An 18,896-nucleotide genomic window follows, 5' to 3' on the forward strand; every position below is an offset into this window, starting at 1 on the left:
TGCCTAAAGATTAACTATTTTTTTCCTGATAATCAAAGACCTGATTAGCATTGCAGTAAGCGACGAAATCATCGATGCTCAGCGGCTTGCTGAAGTAGTAGCCCTGCATGAAGTTGACGCCGTGTTCTTGCAGGAACTGCATCTGCTCGGCGGTTTCCACGCCCTCGGCCACCGTCAGCATTTTCAGCTTTTTCGCCAGCGAGATCACCGCATCCAGCACCGGCGCGGTGACCGTATCCTGGCCGATGGTGTTGACGAAGCCGCGATCGATCTTCAGGTAATCCATGGTGAAGCGCTCAAGATAGATCAACGCGCTGTGCCCGGTGCCGAAATCGTCCACCGCGATCTCGATACCCTGTTTGTGCAGCCAGTCGAACTCCGCCAGCGCGCTCTCTTCTTCCACCATGCCGCGTTCGGTGATTTCAAACACCAGCGTAAAGTAATCGCCCGGCAGCTGCGTCAGTAGTTCATACACGTCCTGATGGAACGACGGCGCGCTAAGGTGGGCGGGGGAAATATTGAGACCGACTTTGCCTCCCCGTGGCAGCGCTTTGGCGAGCTGCGGCGCATCTTCGGCGATCAGCCTGAACAGATGGCGGGTAAGCGGCACGATCAGCCCGTTGCTTTCGGCGTAGGGGATAAAGACATCGGGCGGGATGCGGCCCTCGAGCGGATGCTGCCAGCGGATCAGCGCTTCCAGCCCACCAATGCTGTTGCTGTCGGTATGGAACACCGGCTGGTATTCGATAAAGAACTCGTTGCGCTTGATGCCGCGCAGCAGCGCACGCTCCGGGCTTTGCCGCAACAGCAGCATATAGTAGCAGAGCACGCCAATCATCAGTGACAGCACCAGGCTGCCCAGCAGCGTCAGGCGAATGTCATTGGGCGTCAGTTTCTCGTTGTAGAACAGGATGGTCAGCGGCAGATTGGGCATCGTCAGGGTATCCGCCTTGCCTTTCGGCAGTTGATCGACCGGCATCAGGTTCGGGCTGAAGGTGGTCAGGGCGCGGTTGCCCATCACGATGGCGATGCCCGGCGCCTGTTCGTCATGCGAGGTGAACAGTAAATAGGGCATCAGATCGATGTCCAGCGTAGCGAGGATGCCGGTGGCCTTTTCGCCGGGATGCCGCAGCCAAACCGCCACCGCCGGTTTGTTCGGTACGATCGGCGTGCCCTGCTGCAGCTTCAGATCCAAAGGCAGATCCCAGTCGATTTCCTGGTAGAGATTTTTCATCGGCAACATCATGTCACCGGTGGCGGAAGAGCAATAGGCGTAGCCGCCTTTTACCAACAGGAAGGTGCGCACGCCGCTGGTAAAGGCCGCTTGGTAGGTAATATCCGACTGGCTGGAGAGGCAAGGCTTGTCCAGTAGCGGCATCATTTGCTGCATCACTGCCGTCAGGTGCGAGATATAACCCAGCGTGAATTTTTGCGTACGCGCTTCGACCTTGTGTTGATATTGCGTGCGCTGGTGGTTGATCAAAGAAAGCGTGACCGCAGTGAAGAGCGTAAAAAATACCAGGGCAGCGACACCGCTTTTAGCCAGGCTGCGCTGTCGGTGAGACACGCTGCGGGCAAAAGCTCTTTTCAAGCCCATAACCGAGTCCTCTGCAACCGGGCGTCAGGGGTGTCGCACAGCCGGTTAATGGATTGTGCCAACGGCTTTTTTTTCATTTTTGACTTTTTATCCCGAACCAACCGGCGGCGCCGTTTAAATACGCGGCGTCGCCGACAGAAATATAATGCGCCTATTTTAAGCGGAAACGTTTTAAATAACGCCGGGGCGCCGTTGCCGTCATCTGACGATAATAGGCGAGTTTTTCCTCGACGGCGCGATTTCCTGCCAACAGTTTATCAAAATAACGACGTGCGGCAGTGTTAAGTGGGGAACGGTGACGATAAGGCAGGGATCAATCTTGATGATACCCATTCGACAGCCAAAAAAAACGCCGCCCGTAGGCGGCGCTTATCGCTCGTTTGGTATTCAGGATCTTCAGGGCGTTGCGCCGTCAGCCGTTGGTCAACACTCGGCGTGCTTCTCGATAACGTTTATTCCAATAGTTATCGGTCAGCTTGGAAATCATGACGCCACTGCTGGTAGAAGCGTGAACGAACTGATCGTTACCTAAATAGATGCCGACATGGCGCCCGGTAGAACCGGCGCGGAACAGCACTAAATCGCCGGCGCGCAGCTTGGTGCGCTGGATTTTCTTGCCGAGATCTTCCTGTTCATAGGTAGAACGCGGTAAATCCATACCGAACTGTTCGCGGAAGGTGCGCTGTACAAACGCCGAGCAATCGATGCCGCGCTTGGTGTCACCGCCTAAGCGGTAGCGAACGCCTTTCCAGTCCGCGTACTGATCCATAATCTTTGACTTGACGTCAACGTTGCGGACCATCGCTTCGAATTCATCCTGAGAGGCTTGCAGTAAAAGACCGTCTTTGTCATTAACTGCACGCATCTCAGTTTGTGCGTTATTCAAGTTCGAAGTGTGAGTCGAGCTGCACGCTGACAGCATAACCGCAGCGGCAATTGCAGGGACTACCCGCAAAAAATATCTCAGAAACGGTTGAGATTTGACCATTGTTGTTGTTTTCCCTTGAAGTCCTTAACGACGAAAGTCGCTACCTGAAAAATGCCAAACGGAACGAGCCTAGTCCGCACCTGTTGCATCGACAACCAGTTACCGTTGAAAACGTGCGAGAACGCACATTTTTATCGGATTCCATACTGATTCGACTTAAACCAGGCACAAACGCATCTGAGATTACCGGAACAAATAGGGGATTGCGAGCCTTTTTCCCGTCTTTTTTATATGAATTTGTGATGTAACATAATGTAAATCTTCATATAAAAAACGCCAATTGTCCGATGTATGAATCTGGCGTGAAATCAGGTTGCAAAAGCGTTAACGACTGGTGGCGACATTTTGCGCTCGGCGAAGGGGGAAAGGCCGGGAGGCGGGCACCTCCCGGTATGAGTCATAAATGCATATTATGGTTGGCTGGGACGGTGCTTGCCGGGCAACAGGCGGTTCAACCGATCGACGATCCAGTCGCTGCAAGGCGTCATCAGCACCCAGCTGGCACCAACCAGCACCACGGACAGCGAGCCGACGGCGATATCGGTAAACCAGTGGGCGCCAATCATCACGCGTGGCAATGAGAAGACCAGCGTAATCAGCAGGGCGATGGCAAAGGCGCCGCGGCCGAAATAGCGCAGCATAAAGCAGGAAAAAATAATCAGCATCATGCCGTGGTCGCCGGGGAAGCTGTCGCCGGAAGCGTCCTTAGTGGGGATGCCGGTCAGTTCGCTGACGCGATTGATATTGTCAAAGGTCAGGGTGGGGCTCGGATGCTTCACCGGCAGCAGATGGCCAAGCTGGTTCAGCACCACGGCGGTCAGCAGCATCACCACGCCGGTGATCACCAGACGGCGGCGGCCGGCGGCGTCCTGCTTCAGATAAAAGTACAGATACAGCAGCCCCATGGCGAGCAGCGAGATCGCGTCGAACGCGCGGTTGTTGGTGATGGCGACCAGGTGCAAAAACGCCGGGTCGGTGGCCAGATGGCGGTTAAAGAAGAAGAAGATCGCCGAATCCAGGGTAAACCAGCCGCCGTGATTGGCCGGCAGGAACCAGGACAGAAACAGCGCAACGCCCAGTAAATTGAAGAAGAGAATGAAGGGTAAATTGCGGCGTGTCATGACATAAACCTGTTGGAAAAATGAAAACGAAACAAAACCCGGTTGCCCTGCGACAACCGGGGGGCAACGGTACGGGGTTTAACTTAAACGAATCTTAAACAAGGCGGATTGCAGGGCGTTCCAATCGGCATTTTCGCTGTGGATCAGTTCAATTCGGCTGTCGAGCGGTGCGAGCGGGCGGGTTTCGATGTTGAGATCCTGCCCCTGGCGATTGATCAGCAATGTGCCTTCGGGGATGCGCACCACGCCTTTGATTCGTTCGACCGGCGCCAGCCGCACCCACTCCATGAAACCGACGGTATCGAACCGGGTGTCGCCGTCAAAAATCCAGCCGCAGCTGGTGAAGCCTTGCCCTTCGTTCAGCGCTCGCCGCCAACGGGCGTGTTCCGGCAGCCGCAGCGCCGCCAGCCCCTGCTTTTTCGCCTGACCATGATGATGCTGCGCGTCCGGCAATTCTGTACGATTTGTGCGAGGAAGTGACAACAGCGCGACATCTGCTTCGCCTTGCGCGATGGCGTAGCAGGGCCGCTGCAGCGAATCTTGCGCCCTCCAGGCTTCCAGCGCCAGTCTGTCTTGCGGTTGATAGGTGTCGTTTTTGCTGGCCAGAATAACGTCGGCCGCGGCCAGCTGATCGCGGAAATTTTCGTTGTCGCGGTAGCGGGGTTGGCTAAGCTGGCGGGCATCCAGCAGGCACAGCGTGGCCTGCAGATCGATCCAGCCGGCATAGCTCTCCTGGGTCAGCAGTGACAGGATTTGCTTCGGGTGTCCTAGCCCGGTCGGCTCGATCAGCAGCCGGTCCGGTTTGGCCTGTTGCAACAGCATATTCAAGCCCACCTGCATCGGCAGGCCGTTGACGCAGCACATGCAACCGCCGGGGATCTCTTTGAGCACCGCGCCGCTGTCCGCCAGCAGCGCGCCGTCGATGCCGATCTCGCCGAATTCATTGACCAATACCGCCCAGCGTTCATGTTCGGGTTTATGAGCCAGCAAATGGCGGATAGTGGTGGTTTTACCGCTGCCGAGGAAACCGGTAATCAAATTGGTTTTGGTCATTAATCATTCCTGGCGCAAAAATTAACCTGCTTAATAAATGAGTTACGCAGCCGTATCGGTGAAACGACCGCGATTTAATTTGTGCTCTATCTCGCAAATTTTGCATGTCACCCTGCGCTTTTCAACCGATAAAATCCACCTTTCTTTGCAAGAAAATTCTTAGATAAAACCCTGTATTAGATACGGTTAACTTTTGTTAGTAGCTTGTTTTTACATTGTTAATGACGCGATTAACGATCAAATCCTGTCCCTTTCCTTGCGATTATTCCTAACAAGATCCTCTATGGTTAAATTGGCTTAACTAAAAATGAGGTTGCCATGAATACCTTTCGGTTATTTTTGATCGTAGGAATGTTGTTTTCATGGACGGCAGTGAGTCAGGCAGGAGTGGCCGGCGGGGTAATTCGCTTCGTCGGCTCTATCGTTGAAAGTCCTTGCACGGTCAAGATTGCAGATTCTAAGGCGAATACGCAATGTTACCGCAACGGCCAGCATTATCAGGCCCAGCAAGCGTTGTCAGGTTTTGATACTACACGCAAAGAACTTCCGCTGAATCTTGGCACAACCGAAATGAAGTGGGTAGACCAACAGAAGAAACTTGCTGTTATGACGGTCGTTTATCGTTAAGTCGTTCCGCCATGCCGGCGTAACGTTACGCCGGCATGGTTATTCTCGGTCTTGCAGGCTCCTCACCGCATCACCCAATGCTTTACCGTTTCACGCGCACCGCGATCGCGCAGTGACAAATAGGCTTGCGTCACTGCGTCGGTAAACCCCCCATGCGTCGCCAGCGCTTCGCCGAACACCGGTTTGAGCGCCAGCAGCGCCGTTACGCGCCGCCGATCGTCCGGCGTGGCGGCGACAGTCTGTTGCAGCACGTCTGCCAGCGGATCGCGAATGTCGATCGGCTGTCCGGCGTCATCGACGCCGCCGATGTAACGCATCCAGCCCGCCACGCCCAGCGCCAGCCCGCTATAGTCGCCGCCGTGCCGCAGATGCCAGCGCACGGCGTCCAGCAGACGCTGCGGTAGCTTCTGCGAACCGTCCATGGCGATCTGCCAGGTGAGGTGTTGCAGCGCCGGATTGCTGAAGCGCGCGATAAGCTGTGCGGCGTAGTCGGCCAGACTGATGCCGGTGACGCTCAGCGTCGGGGCCTGTTCGTCCAGCATCAATCGCAGGGCGGCGCGACGGTAGTGCTCATCCGCCATGCACTCGTTGATATAGCGGTAGCCGCCCAGGTAGCCGAGATAAGCCAGGAACGAGTGGCTGCCGTTCAGCATGCGCAGCTTCATGTGTTCAAACGGCAGCACATCGCTGACCAACTGGGCGCCGGCCAGCTCCCACGCCGGGCGTCCGGCGACGAAGTTGTCTTCCACCACCCATTGAATGAAGGGCTCGCAGGCGATGGCGCATTCGTCGCGCACGCCGCCCAGCGCGGCGGCGATCTCATCCAGCGTGGTCGGCGTGGCGGCCGGCACGATGCGGTCCACCATGGTGCAGGGGAAGGTGGCGGCGGCGACGATCCAATCGGCGAGCGACGGATCCCGCGCCTGCGCCAGATCGAGCACCGCCCGACGCAGCACGTGGCCGTTCTCCGGAATATTGTCGCAGGAGAGCAGGGAAAAGGCGGGCAGGCCGCGTTCGCGCCGCAGCCGCAGCGCCTCTACCACAATGCCGGGCACGGTCTGCGGCTGATGCGGCGCCGCCAGATCGGCGACGATCCCCGGATGCTGCCAATCCAGTTGCCCGTTGCCGGGCTCGATGCAGTAGCCTTTTTCGGTGATGGTCATCGAGACGATTGCCACCTGCGGCTCTGCCAGCTTCTCCAGCACTGCGGCGATGCCCTCCAGCTTGCGGTGCAGGCTTTCATGCACCGCGCCGATCACAATGGCCTGATGGCCGTCCGCGCCTTTCTCCAGCACGCTGTACAGATGATCCTGCTGCCGCAGCGCCTCAAACAGCGGCACGCCGCCAGACAGGCTGATTTCGCAAATGCCCCAGTCGCCGCCCTGGGCGTTCAATACCCGATCCGTCAGCAGCGCTTGATGTGCGCGGTGAAACGCGCCGAAACCCAGGTGCACGATACGGCTGCGCAGGGCACGGCGATCATAGTTCGGTTGCCGGACGGTGCCCGGTAGCGGGGTGTTGGCGATCGTTTTCATCTCATCTCCAAAGCGTGTAGGACAGCTGGCGGGCCACTTGCATCAAGTTAGCGGACCAGTTTGCCGCCGTATGGGCAGGATGGCGCTGGCGATAAAAAACTGCGACCAGTGTAGGTCTGTCGACAGGTTAAAGGAATTGGTCAGTCCAAAATAAGCCAAAATCGTGAAGTGGATCAACCAATGCGCGGTTCACTTTTGACAGCGCGTTGCGAAAGAGTACCTTAAAGATAACTGACATCTACGTTAAACTGGTATAACAGCATCGCGATGCGAGACAGGCATAAGGACAAAACATGGAACAAACATGGCGTTGGTATGGCCCGAACGATCCGGTCTCTTTGGATGATGTGCGTCAGGCCGGGGCGACCGGAGTCGTGACGGCGCTGCATCATATCGCGAACGGCGAAGTCTGGCCGATCGACGAAATCCGCGCGCGGCAGGCGCTATTGGCGGAAAAGGGGCTGGTGTGGTCGGTGGTGGAGAGCGTGCCGGTGCATGAGGAGATCAAAACCCACAGCGGCGACTGGCAGCGGCATATCGCCCATTACCAGCAGACGCTGCGCAACCTGGCGGCCTGCGGCATCGATACCGTCTGCTACAACTTCATGCCGATCCTCGACTGGACGCGTACCGATCTGGCCTATTTGCTGCCGGACGGCGCCAAGGCGCTGCGTTTCGATCAGATCGCCTTCGCCGCGTTCGAGTTGCATATCCTGCAGCGCGCCGGCGCCGAGGTGGACTATACGCCGCAAGAGCGCAGTCAGGCGGCAGCCTATTTCGCCGCCATGAGCGAGGAGGAGAAAGCCACGCTGACCGGCAATATCATCGCTGGCCTGCCGGGAGCGGAAGAAGGCTATACGCTGGATCAGTTCCGCCGCCGCCTGGCGGAATACGACGGCATCGACAAGGCGCAATTGCGCGAAAACATGGCGGTCTTTCTGCGCGCCATCGTGCCGGTGGCGGAAGAGGCCGGCATCCGGCTGGCGGTGCATCCCGACGATCCGCCGCGGCCGATCCTCGGCCTGCCGCGCATCGTCTCCACGATTGAAGACATGCAGTGGCTGAAGCAGACCGTCGACAGCATTCATAACGGCTTCACCCTGTGCACCGGTTCCTACGGCGTGCGCGCCGACAACGATCTGGTGCGGATGATTGAAACCTTCGGCGATCGCATTCACTTCACCCACCTGCGCGCCACCTGCCGCGAGGAGAACCCGAAAAGCTTCCACGAGGGGGCGCACCTGCAGGGCGATGTGGACATGGTGGCGGTGATCGAAGCGATCCTGACCGAAGAGCTGCGTCGGCAACGGGCCGGCGATCGGCGGCCGATCCCGATGCGCCCCGATCATGGGCATCAGATGCTGGACGATTTGAAAAAGAAAACCAATCCGGGCTATTCGGCCATCGGGCGGTTGAAAGGGCTGGCGGAGCTGCGCGGCGTCGAGCTGGCGCTCAAGCGGCGCTTTTTCCCGGAATTGCCGTAGCGGAAAATGAAACGGGGCCGAGACTCGGCCCCGCTGGCGCGACTAGTCAGCGCGGCTCATGTAGCGGCGTTCGGCGATATGAATGCGAATTTTGTCGCCGGCGCTGAGGTATTCCGGCACGTGGATCACCAGACCGGTCGCCATGGTGGCTGGTTTGTTGCGGGCGCTGGCGGAGGCGCCTTTGATGCCCGGCGCGGTCTCGACGATTTCCATATCTACGGTCTGCGGCAGCTCCAGCGCCAGCACCTGGCCATCCAGCGTCAGCACCTGCATGCCCGGCAGGCCGCCTTCCGGAATGAACAGCAGCTCGTCTTCGATCTGGTCTTTCTTGAAGATGTACGGCGTGTAATCTTCGTCATCCATAAACACGTATTCTTCGCCGTCGATATAGGAGAAGTTCACCTTGCGGCGCGACAGGGAAATGGTGTCCAGGATATCGTCGCCCTTGAAGCGTTCTTCCACTTTCAGGCCGGTGCGCACGTCGGAGAAGCGCATTTTGTACAGGGTGCTGGCGCCGCGGGCGCTCGGGCTCTGCACGTCGATATCTTTTACCAGCAGCAGCTTGCCGTTGTAGCTGATCGCCATGCCGCGTTTAATTTCGTTAGCTCTTGCCATTTCAATTCATCCGCAATGAAGAGTATTAGAGAAGTTGCGACAAGGTACTCGCGCCACCGATTTCAGGCAATAGCCCGGCGCAAAAACAGTGCGGGAAAGGGAGGGCGGCCGCCCTCCCGTCGGGGATTAGTGGAAGACCGGCAGCAGGCCGAAAAGCGACAGAATATGCGCGGCGGCGTTGATCAAGCCGAACAGGATGACGAACAGGATCACGCCGTTACCGCCCGGTGCGCGGTAACCCGCCTGCGGATAGCGGCGGCGGCTGGCACGCGCCATCAGCGCCGGCACGATCACCGCCCAGATGGTGGCCGCCAGCCCGGCAAAGCCGATGGCGTACAGAAAACCGTTCGGGAACAGCAGCGCGGCCAGGGTCGGCGGCACAAAGGTCACCAGCGCGGTCTTGCTGCGCCCGACGGCGTCGTCCTTAAACTTGCAGAAGTCCGCCAGGTAGTCGAACAGGCCCAGCGACACGCCGAGGAACGAGCTGGCCAGCGCCATATAGGAGAAGGCGTTCAGCAGTTGGCTGACGGTCTGGCTGCTGGAGACGTTGCCCATTTGCTTGAGCAGGCTGCCGATATTGCCGCCTTCGGCGATCACCTGCTTAAAGGCATCGCGCGCGATATTGCCCTGAATCACATACTGCCACAGGATGTAGATAGCCAATGCCAGCAGGGTGCCGTACACCAGGCTGCGCACCACGGAGCTGCTGTCCTTGTGGTAGTACTTCACCAGCCCGGGAATGTTGCCGTGGTAGCCGAACGAGGTCAGCAGGTAAGGCAGCGCCGCCAGGGCGTAAGGCAGATAGCTGGCCTGGTCATCGTCGGTGTTGAACAGCACCGCGGGCTGCACGTGGGTGAACATGTCGCCCACGGACATCACGAAGGTGATCACCATGCCGCCGATCAGAATGGTGCTCAGGCGGTCGACCGCGCGGGTGGAGAGCCAGACGATAAACGCCACGACCAGTGCGAAGACCAGGCCGGCGGTGGTCTGGCCGACGCCGACGATGCCCTCCAGCGTATGCGCGATGATCGAACCGCCCGCGGAGATATAGGCGTAGGTCAGGATGTACAGCACGAACGCCACCGACAGGCCGTTCACGGCGTTCCAGCCTTTGCCCAGCAGATCCTTGACCATGGTGTTGAAGCTGGCGCCGCTCGGGTAGTGCAGCGTGGCTTCGAGGATCATCAGGCCGGAAAGCAACATGCAGGCCCAGGTATACACCAGCAGCGCGACGGAGCCGCTGAACCAGACACCGGAAGTGACGATCGGAATGGAAAACATGCCGGCGCCAACGGCGGTTCCGGCAATGATCATCGCGCCGCCGAGGACGGAAGGGCGGGCCAGCTTCTGGATGGTGTCCGTAGACATGCGTGCTCCTGATGGAAGAAGTTCTTTTGTACTAGCTCAATGGTACATTGGTGCATGGCGCATGTAAAGCGGGGGGATTGCACGTTTCACGCGTTTTTGTCTTTAAATTGCGGCTTTTTGGGCGTTTACTCGCCAGGCGGCGAATCAGGCGGCGAATCAGGCGGCGAATCAGGCGGCGAATCAGGCGGCGAATCAGGCGGGGTAAGACGGTTGCGGGACGAGTGTAAAGATCGCAGGGGCGCAGGGATTCTGCTGGCGGCCACCGCGCGCGGCTGCTATTGTCGCGCTTCTTTTCCCCAGCCCACCAGGAGTAGCGCTGATGGACTGTCGCAGCGACTGCGGCGCCTGCTGTATCGCGCCGTCAATATCCAGCCCGATCCCCGGCATGCCGAACGGTAAGCCCGCCAATACCCGCTGCATTCATCTGGATGAACAGCTGCGCTGCGGCCTGTTTCATTCGCCGCTGCGGCCGAAAGTGTGCGGCAGCCTGCAGCCGAGCCGCGATATGTGCCACGATCACCGCGATCAGGCGCTGATCTACCTCGCCAGGCTGGAAGCGGACACCGCGCCCTAAACTTCCCTCAGCTTCCACAGACACAGCGTCGCACCTGCCGCCATCGCCAGCGCGGCGTAAAATACCGCATGGTAGTTCCAGATTTCCGCCACCGCACCGGCGATGGCGCCGGCAATGACCCAGCCGACCCGAATGGTGTTGGTGAACAGCGTGGTGGCCGTGCCGGCCTGGCCGGGCATCAAATCCTGGAAGTAGAGCATGCCGATCCCCGCCAACACGCCGATAAACGCCGCATTCAGCAGCTGCAGGGCGATGAGTTGGACACTGCCGGTGATAAACAGCAGGCTGCAATAGAATAATACGCCGGCGACGGCAGCACCTAGCATCAAACAACGCTTGCCGCAGCGTTTCGCCACCAGACCGGCGATCAGCATGATCGGGATTTCCAGCCCGGCGGCGGTGCCCATCAGCACGCCGACCAGCCGCTCCGGCAGCCGCAGTTCGTGCACCATATACAGCGGCATGTTGATCAGGTACATGCTGTTGGCGGTCCACATCAAAGTGCTGGCGCCAAACAGCAGTAGCGCATCGCGGCGATGCTGGCGCGGTGCGGCCAGGGGCGCACTCGCCGCGGCAGTTTTCGGCATGGAAGGCAGCCGTTTCCACACCAGCAGGCCGCACAGCACAAAGGCCGCCGCGCCCGCCAGATACATGGCCTTGAAGCCGAAGCCCAGCGCCAGCGCGAAGGCGATCGGCGGGCCAATGACCCAGGCGAGCGAGACCTGGGCGCGCATGATGGAGGTGAACATGACCGCCTCGCGGCCGGTGCGATCGGCGTGTTCGCGCGCCAGAGCGAACATTTGCGGGTTAGCGGTGGAGCCGAAGCTGGTGAGCAGCACGCCGACGAGCAGCAGCAGGTAATAGTTGCGGCTCCAGGCGAACAGCGTGAACCCCAGCGCCCCCAGCATACAGCAGAGGAAGATCAGTGATTTGCGGTCGCCTTTTTTATCCGAGCGGCCGGCGAGAAACTGGCTGACCAGAATGCCGATCACCGCGCTGCCGGTAAAGAACAGCCCAACCAGCGCCGGCCGCACCTTGACTTCGGTTTCCAAAAACAGGCTCAGCGTCGGGGTTTGCAACGCACCGGCGATGCCGGTCAGGAACGCCACCGCCAAAAAGGCCAGCGAAGTGAGATCGGGCGCGCGTCGCGTTACTGCGGATGAAGTCGGCATGGTGGTTGAGAATTCGTCGAAAAAGGAAGGTCGCGCGCATCATACGCCCGTTGAAATGAAACGCAAACCGCTCCTTTGCGGCGAAGGGTAAACGGATATGTCGCGCGGCGACGAGAAAAAAGGGGCGCGTTGCGCCCCCTTGCTTGCCGGTAAATCAGGCGCCTTGCGGCACCGCGTGCGCGGTATTTTTCAGCGCCGGCCCCTGATATTTCTCGATCTGCAGCTGCGCCATCTGCCCGCAGTTGCCCTGCGCCAGGCTGGAAGAGCCGATGTCGAAGGTCAGGCAGTTGACGTTACCGTTCTTGCACAGCGAGCCGGGCTGCGCCGGATCGGCCGGATCGAACCAGGCGCCTTCGCTGATGCGCACCACGCCGGGCCGCACGTCTTCGCTGACCACCGCGCCCACCAGGATCTGGCCGCGATCGTTGTACGCCCGTACCAGATCGCCGCCACTGATGCCGCGCGGCTGCGCGTCCTGCGGGTGGATCAGGATCGCTTCACGATCCGCTACCGCGTATTTCTCGCGCAGCGGCGTGTTGTCGAGCTGAGAGTGCAGCCGGTTGGTCGGGTGCGCGGTATTGAGCGACAGCGGATACTTGGCCGCTTCGGGCCCGCGATACCACTCGTGCGGCGGCATCCAGGTCGGGATGCCGGGGCAATCCGCATAATGCATTTTGGCGATCGCGTCGGAGTAGATCTCGATCTTGCCCGACGGCGTGCCCAGCGGGTTCAGCAGCGGGTTGTCACGATAATCGGCGAAGCGCACCCACTGCTTATTGGCCTCGGGCACCGGGAAACGCACGTAGTTATTGGATTGCCAGAACATGTCGAACGGCGGCAGCGCCACCCGCGCGGCGCGCGCCTGGTTTTTCATGTCGTCATACATGCCTTTCAGCCACTGGGTTTCATCCTTGCCCTCGGTAAAGGCCTCCTGCACGCCCAGCCTGGCCGCCATCGCCGAGAAGATGTCGAAGTCACTGCGCGATTCGTGCTGCGGCGGCACGCATTGATGCATCGGGAACACATAGAGCTGCGAATAGTCACCCCCCATCTCCAGATCGTTGCGCTCGTAGCTGGTGGTGGCCGGCAGCACGATATCGGCATGCTTGGCGGTGGCGGTCCAATAAGGTTCGTTGACCACGATGGTGTCCGGCCGCTGCCAGGCTTTGACCAGGTTATTGGTGTCCTGATGCTGGTGGAAGGTGTTACCGCCCGCCACATACACCATTTTCACCTCGGGGTAGGTGACCTTGGCGCCGTTGAAGTCGATGGTTTTGCCCGGGTTGCTCAGGCATTCGGCGATGCGCGCCACCGGGATCGGCGCCGGCGAGTTTTTTGGCGCATTGCCGGCGGAGATGCCGGCGATGATGCCACCCTTGGCGGTTGGGCTGCCGCCGGACGAATAGTGGTAGCTGAAGCCGAAGCCGCCGCCCGGCAGGCCGATTTGGCCGAGCATCGCCGCCACCGTCACCAGCAGCCAGTGCTGCTGTTCGCCGTGGTGCTGGCGCTGAATGCCCCAGCCGCCCATGATCATGGTGCGGCTCTTCGCCATCTCGCGCGCCAGCGCGCGCAGCGTGTCGGCATCGACGCCGCTGATGTCGGCCGCCCATTCGGCGGTTTTCGCCACGCCGTCGCTCTCGCCCAGCAGGTAGGCCTGGAACTTGTCGAAGCCGACGGTGTAGGTTTTCAGGAAGTCCGGGTTATGCAGCTTCTCGGTCAGCAGCGTGTGGGCGATGCCGATCAGCATGGCGCCGTCGGTGTAAGGGCGCGGGGCGATCCACTGCGCATTGACGAACTTGGCGCTGTCGTTGTGCACCGGATCGATGCTGATCACCCGGGTGCCTTTTTTCTTCAGCGCTTCGAAACCGGTCTGGCCGACGTGATCCGGCACGTTCCAGCTGTTTTTCAGCGTGACCATCGGGTTGCAGCCCCACAGGATCACCAGCTCGCTGTTTTCGATCACGTTCGGCCAGGCGGTCTGCTGTTCGTAGACCTCCATCGAGCCGACCACGTGCGACATGATCACCTGCGCCGCGCCGGTGGAGTAGTCGCCGGCGTAGCCGAGGAAGCCGCCGGTCAGGTTCATCAGGCGCTGCAGCAGCGTGCGGCTGTTGTGCAGCATGCCGACGCTTTTCCAGCCGTAGGAACCGGCGTAGATCGACTGCGGGCCGTGATCTTTCTGCAGGCGGGTGATCTCATTGCACACCAGCTCGGTCGCTTTATCCCAGCTGACGCGCACCCACTCGTCGCGGCCGCGCAGCTCGGTACGGCTGCCGGGGCCGCCTTCCAGCCAGCTTTTACGCACCATCGGGTATTTGATGCGGTTCTCGGCGTGCACCTGATAAGGCGCCATGGTGATCAGCTCATTGGGATACGGATCGTCCTGCACCGGCTGCACGCCGACCATCTTGCCGTCCTGCACGATGGCCTCAAACGCGCCCCAGTGGGCGCCGGTCAGGATGCCTTTTTGCGCCTGACGCAAGACGATGAACTGCGGCAGCGCTTCGCTGATGGCCTGCGCCAGTGCCGCTTTGGGCCATAAGCCCGCCAGCAGCGGGGCGGCGGTCAGCGCGGCGGCGCCGGTCAGAAAGCGGCGGCGGCTCATGGTTAACGGTTGTTGGTTGCTCATTGCGCTTCTCCCTTAAAGCTTGGCCGGTGCGGCAGGTGGCATGTCGCTGGCGTGTTTTTGTACGTATTGTGTCAGCACGCGCAGCTGTTCCTGCGTCAGCGAGGTGCGCGGTGCCATGCCTTTGATGACGCCGATCCATTGGTTGGCGTTGAAGCGATCGAGCGCGGTCAGCCCGTGACAGCCGGTGCAGTTGGCCGACATCATGTCCGCGGCGTAGCGCCAGATTTTTTGCTGATCGTCGATCAGCTGCTTGCGCGGCAGCCACACCTGCAGAGAGACCTGATGCCAGACCAGGCCGGTTTCCGCATCGGTCTGGGTGGACGCGGTCTTCAGCTGTTTGCGCGCGTCTTCACCCAGCAGCACGCTGAGGATGCGCTTGCCCTGCGCGGCGTAGAACACTTCGCTGACCCCGTCTTGCTGCCAGCCGCTCACGGTGGCCAGCACCTTGTCGCCCTCCTGTTTCACCACCTGCACTTCGGTGGACGGCATCAGGTTGCCGGCATTATGGCTGTCGTCTGCGCTGAGGAAGAACGGTTCGGTGGCGATGGTGTAGAGGGTGGTGGCGCCCGGTGCGGTCAGCGCTGCGGCCTTGGCCAGCTCGGCGGCGCCAGCCTGGGTTTCGCCGCTCATGTCCGGCAGGATGTGGGCCACGCCTTTATGGCAGTCGATGCAGGTTTCGCCCTGTTTGATCGCCACCGGGTGCTGCAGGCGCGCCTCAGGGCGCTGGGCGGTGATGTCCATGGCGTCGTAGCTGTGGCAGGAACGGCAGGTGGCCGAATCGTTTTCTTTCAGCGTCTTCCAGACCGACTGCGCCATCGCCAGCTTGTGCGCTTCGTATTTTTCCGGCGTATCGATGGTGCCGACCATCTCGCCGTAGATGTCTTTTACCGCGCGGATCTTGGTCCACAGGTAATCGATCGGCTGATGGGGGACGTGGCAGTCGGCGCACTCGGCGCGGATGCCCTTGGTGTTTTGGAAGTGGACGCTGCCCTGATATTCGGCCAGCGGTTGTTGCATGGTGTGGCAGGAAACGCAGAAGGCGGTATCGCTGGTTTTATGGAATACGGTGGCAGTCCCGGCCAACAGCGCCGCGCCGAGGATAATCCCCAGCAGCAAAAGCCATAACCATCCCCACCGGCGCTTTTTTTCAAAGCCAGTCAGTTTTTTGCTCATGGTAAACCCGCTTATAATTATGAATTTAAAATAAAATCTTGCCAAAATGCCACCGACCGGAGGTCAGAATGCCACGTCGATTGCAGGGGTAATAATAGAAGAGGGTTAACCCCATGGGGTTATCCGTAGTCAAAAAAATGGTTTATATCGCAAAAAATAGCGTTATATTCTAATTTATATAGCGGTGGGGCGGCGCAGCACGCGCTCGCGATGGGTCAGGCCGTGGGCAGATAGGCCTGGCCGCTCAGCCACAGGCGGATCGCTGTGCGGCTGGCTTCGAAATGGGGTTCCGGCAGAGAGTCTGGCGCGCACCAACGCCATTCGGCGCATTTTTCGGGTTCTTTCAGCTCCGCTTCGCCGCCGGGGTGATCCACCTGCAGGCAGATAGACACGGTGTGTTTGCCTTCGGCGTGCCAGGTTTGCAGATTGTTGCTGACGCCAACGAAGCGCGGCGGATCGATGATCAACCCGGTTTCTTCGGCAATTTCGCGCTGGGCGCACTGCTCGAAGGTTTCACCGGCATCCAGATGCCCGCCGGGGATCGACCAAAAGGGCGCGTGGGAGCCGCAGCGTTTGCCCAGCAAAATCTCGCCTTGCGGGTTGACGATGATCACCCCGACGCCCGTCACTACATTCATGCTTTTCTCCGTCAGCAAAGTTTCAGCACAGTATGTCATTTTGCCCCGGCGCTGACCAATGCGCCGATGAAAGTGTGCGTAAGCTCAAAAATCTGCAATGGCGAAAGGGAGAAAGCTTGCTTTCATCTTGCGCTGCTTACACACTCCTTGAAACGTTTCAGCGTTATCCGACCGCTTGTGGGCAGCGGGTAACGCTCCTTTTTCTCAATAAAGCTGAAACGATTCAATTCAGCAGGAGAGGAGAATCATGTTCCAGTTGTCACCGCAAGACATTCATCTGGGCGCCGCTGCCGCCGATAAGCAGGGGGCCATCCGTCAGGTGGCCGCCGCGCTGACCGAAGCCGGCTGCGTCAGCGCCGGTTACGTGGACGGCATGCTGCAGCGCGAACTGCAGACGTCCACCTATCTGGGCAACGGCATCGCCATTCCGCACGGCACCACCGATACCCGCGATCTGGTGTTGAAAACCGGCGTGCAGGTGTTCCAGTTCCCGCAGGGCATCGCGTGGGGGGAAGGCCAGACCGCCTATGTGGCGATCGGCATCGCCGCCCGTTCCGACGAGCATTTGGCACTGCTGCGTCAGCTCACCCACGTGCTGAGTGATGACAGCGTGGCGGAGCGGCTGGCGAAAACCACCTCCGCGGAAGAGCTGCGCAGCCTGTTGATGGGCGAACAGCAGAGCGCTGAATTCCAGTTCGACGTTTCGCTGATTGCGCTCGACGTCGCGGCCGACAGCCTGATGACGCTGCAGGCGCTGAACGCCGGCCGTCTGCAAAAAATCGGGGCGGTCAACGCGCAGTTCGTCAGCGATGTCATCACCCGCAGGCCGCTGAATCTGGGGCAGGGCATTTGGCTGAGCGACAGCGTTGAAGGCAACCTGGCCAGCGCGGCCACCGTCAGCCGCCCGGCGCAGGCTTTCGTGGAAGACGGCGAGCCGGTGGCGCTGCTGCTGACGGTGTCGGTCGCCGACGCGCAGCCGCTGGCGGTGCTCAACTACCTCAGCGATCTGCTGCTGGCCAACAAAGCTGAACGCTTGCTGAAGGCGGATGCCGCCGGGGTGCTGGCGCTGCTGACCAGCGACGTGGCGGAAGAGAGCAGCGTGCTGAGCGCCGAATTCGTGATCCGCAACGAGCATGGCCTGCACGCGCGGCCGGGCACGGCGCTGGTCAACGTGATCAAAAGTTTTAACAGTGACATCACCGTCACCAACCTGGACGGCAGCGGCAAGCCGGCCAACGGGCGCAGCCTGATGAAGGTGGTGGCGTTGGGCGTGAAGAAAGGGCATCACCTGCGCTTTACCGCCAATGGAGAAGATGCTGAAGCCGCGCTGAAGGCGATTGGCGAAGCGATTAATGAAGGACTGGGCGAGGGCGCAGCATGAGCAGAAGAGTAGCAACAATCACCCTGAACCCGGCGTACGATCTGGTGGGTTTCTGCCCGCAGATCGAGCGCGGGGAAGTCAACCGGGTAAAAACCGCCGGCCTGCACGCCGCCGGTAAGGGCATTAACGTCGCCAAAGTGTTGAAGGATTTAGGCATCGACGTCACCGTCGGCGGCTTTCTGGGCAAAGACAATCAGGACGGTTTCCAACTGCTGTTCAGCGATCTGGGGATCGCCAATCGCTTTCAGGTGGTGCCGGGCCGCACCCGCATCAACGTCAAGCTGACGGAAAAAGACGGCGAGGTGACCGATTTCAACTTCTCCGGCTTTGAAGTGACATCACAGGACTGGGATCGCTTCGTCAGCGACTCGCTGAGCTGGCTGGGCCAGTTCGACATGGTGGCGGTGAGCGGCAGTCTGCCGGCCGGTGTCGATCCCGACGCCTTTACCGACTGGATGACCCAGCTGCGCGCCAAGTGCCCGTGCATCATTTTCGACAGCAGCCGCGAAGCGCTGGTCGCCGGGCTGAAGGCCTCGCCGTGGCTGGTGAAGCCGAACCGCCGCGAGCTGGAAATCTGGGCCGGTCGCCCGCTGCCGACGCTGGCGGACGTGGTCGAGGCCGCGCATGCGCTGCGTGAACAGGGCATCGCCCACGTGGTCATCTCCCTCGGCGCGGAAGGCGCGCTGTGGGTTAACGCCTCCGGCGCCTGGATCGCCAAACCGCCGTCCTGTGAGGTGGTCAGCACCGTGGGTGCCGGCGATTCGATGGTCGGCGGCCTGATTTACGGCCTGCTGATGCGCGAATCCAGCGAACACACTCTGCGTCTGGCCACGGCGGTAGCGGCGCTGGCGGTCAGCCAAAGCAACGTCGGCGTGACCGATCGTCCCCAGTTGGCCGCGATGATGGCGCGCGTCGATCTGAAACCTTTCAATCAATAG

Annotated in this window: 16 protein-coding genes; 5 read left to right on the top strand and 11 right to left on the bottom strand. The window is 60.1% G+C overall.

What is annotated here, in order from left to right; genetic code table 11:
* Nucleotides 1-10: 10 nt before the first annotated feature.
* The 4 genes from BVU99_RS07305 to BVU99_RS07325 all read right to left on the bottom strand — a co-directional run bounded on the left by BVU99_RS07305 (nt 11) and on the right by BVU99_RS07325 (nt 4,759).
* Complete coding sequence (locus BVU99_RS07305; protein WP_025303554.1) at nt 11-1,597, bottom strand: cyclic di-GMP phosphodiesterase; 1,587 nt, start codon at nt 1,595-1,597, stop codon at nt 11-13.
* 412 nt (nt 1,598-2,009) lie between these two features.
* Nucleotides 2,010-2,585 carry a bifunctional murein DD-endopeptidase/murein LD-carboxypeptidase gene (gene mepS / locus BVU99_RS07310; protein WP_025303553.1) on the bottom strand — a complete coding sequence of 192 codons (576 nt, stop codon included), beginning with the start codon at nt 2,583-2,585 and terminating at the stop codon, nt 2,010-2,012.
* 410 nt (nt 2,586-2,995) lie between these two features.
* Nucleotides 2,996-3,706 carry a phosphatase PAP2 family protein gene (locus BVU99_RS07320; RefSeq protein WP_025303552.1) on the bottom strand — a complete coding sequence of 237 codons (711 nt, stop codon included), beginning with the start codon at nt 3,704-3,706 and terminating at the stop codon, nt 2,996-2,998.
* Nucleotides 3,707-3,784: 78 nt separating this feature from the next.
* Nucleotides 3,785-4,759, bottom strand: a complete 975-nt coding sequence (locus BVU99_RS07325) for a GTP-binding protein (RefSeq protein WP_025303551.1) — start codon at nt 4,757-4,759, stop codon at nt 3,785-3,787.
* Nucleotides 4,760-5,077: 318 nt separating this feature from the next.
* Between BVU99_RS07325 and BVU99_RS07330 the strand changes: the two genes are divergently transcribed.
* Nucleotides 5,078-5,386 carry a type 1 fimbrial protein gene (locus BVU99_RS07330; RefSeq protein ID WP_004935734.1) on the top strand — a complete coding sequence of 103 codons (309 nt, stop codon included), beginning with the start codon at nt 5,078-5,080 and terminating at the stop codon, nt 5,384-5,386.
* Nucleotides 5,387-5,448: 62 nt separating this feature from the next.
* On the opposite strand, the gene BVU99_RS07335 is transcribed toward BVU99_RS07330, so the two are convergent.
* On the bottom strand, nt 5,449-6,921 hold the full coding sequence (locus tag BVU99_RS07335) for a fructuronate reductase (RefSeq protein WP_099817472.1): 1,473 nt from the start codon (nt 6,919-6,921) through the stop codon (nt 5,449-5,451).
* 293 nt (nt 6,922-7,214) lie between these two features.
* Here BVU99_RS07335 and uxuA point away from each other — a divergent pair, with 293 nt between their 5' ends.
* On the top strand, nt 7,215-8,405 hold the full coding sequence (uxuA, locus tag BVU99_RS07340) for a mannonate dehydratase (RefSeq protein ID WP_099817473.1): 1,191 nt from the start codon (nt 7,215-7,217) through the stop codon (nt 8,403-8,405).
* A 42-nt stretch (nt 8,406-8,447) separates the two neighbouring features.
* Here uxuA and yeiP read toward each other — a convergent pair whose 3' ends face one another.
* Entirely contained in the window at nt 8,448-9,020 is a 573-nt protein-coding gene (yeiP, locus tag BVU99_RS07345; RefSeq protein ID WP_004935725.1) for an elongation factor P-like protein YeiP, read from the bottom strand.
* A 126-nt stretch (nt 9,021-9,146) separates the two neighbouring features.
* Nucleotides 9,147-10,391: a tryptophan permease gene (mtr, locus tag BVU99_RS07350; protein WP_049208510.1), complete on the bottom strand. Its 1,245-nt coding sequence runs from the start codon at nt 10,389-10,391 to the stop codon at nt 9,147-9,149.
* Nucleotides 10,392-10,710: 319 nt separating this feature from the next.
* Here mtr and BVU99_RS07355 point away from each other — a divergent pair, with 319 nt between their 5' ends.
* A complete protein-coding gene (locus BVU99_RS07355; RefSeq protein WP_019453627.1) occupies nt 10,711-10,965 on the top strand; it encodes a YkgJ family cysteine cluster protein in 255 nt (84 codons plus the stop codon).
* On the opposite strand, the gene BVU99_RS07360 is transcribed toward BVU99_RS07355, so the two are convergent.
* From BVU99_RS07360 to BVU99_RS07375, 4 genes are all read right to left on the bottom strand, one after another.
* A complete protein-coding gene (locus tag BVU99_RS07360) occupies nt 10,962-12,137 on the bottom strand; it encodes a sugar efflux transporter (RefSeq protein WP_099817474.1) in 1,176 nt (391 codons plus the stop codon). The two genes, BVU99_RS07355 and BVU99_RS07360, sit on opposite strands and share 4 nt — an antisense overlap.
* Before the next feature lie 154 nt (nt 12,138-12,291).
* Nucleotides 12,292-14,766: a trimethylamine-N-oxide reductase TorA gene (gene torA / locus BVU99_RS07365; RefSeq protein WP_099817475.1), complete on the bottom strand. Its 2,475-nt coding sequence runs from the start codon at nt 14,764-14,766 to the stop codon at nt 12,292-12,294.
* A 12-nt stretch (nt 14,767-14,778) separates the two neighbouring features.
* Entirely contained in the window at nt 14,779-15,939 is a 1,161-nt protein-coding gene (locus BVU99_RS07370; protein WP_043136424.1) for a NapC/NirT family cytochrome c, read from the bottom strand.
* Nucleotides 15,940-16,154: 215 nt separating this feature from the next.
* A complete protein-coding gene (locus tag BVU99_RS07375; protein WP_043136420.1) occupies nt 16,155-16,577 on the bottom strand; it encodes an NUDIX domain-containing protein in 423 nt (140 codons plus the stop codon).
* Between the two features lie 247 nt (nt 16,578-16,824).
* Between BVU99_RS07375 and fruB the strand changes: the two genes are divergently transcribed.
* Together fruB and fruK are read left to right on the top strand one after the other, a co-directional pair.
* A complete protein-coding gene (gene fruB / locus BVU99_RS07380) occupies nt 16,825-17,958 on the top strand; it encodes a fused PTS fructose transporter subunit IIA/HPr protein (protein ID WP_025303543.1) in 1,134 nt (377 codons plus the stop codon).
* Nucleotides 17,955-18,896, top strand: coding sequence for a 1-phosphofructokinase (fruK, locus tag BVU99_RS07385; protein ID WP_043136417.1), 942 nt, complete (start codon nt 17,955-17,957; stop codon nt 18,894-18,896). Before fruB ends, fruK begins: the two co-directional genes overlap by 4 nt.

The sequence above is a fragment of the Serratia sp. OLAL2 genome (genome assembly GCF_002752475.1).
Lineage (GTDB): Bacteria > Pseudomonadota > Gammaproteobacteria > Enterobacterales > Enterobacteriaceae > Serratia > Serratia bockelmannii.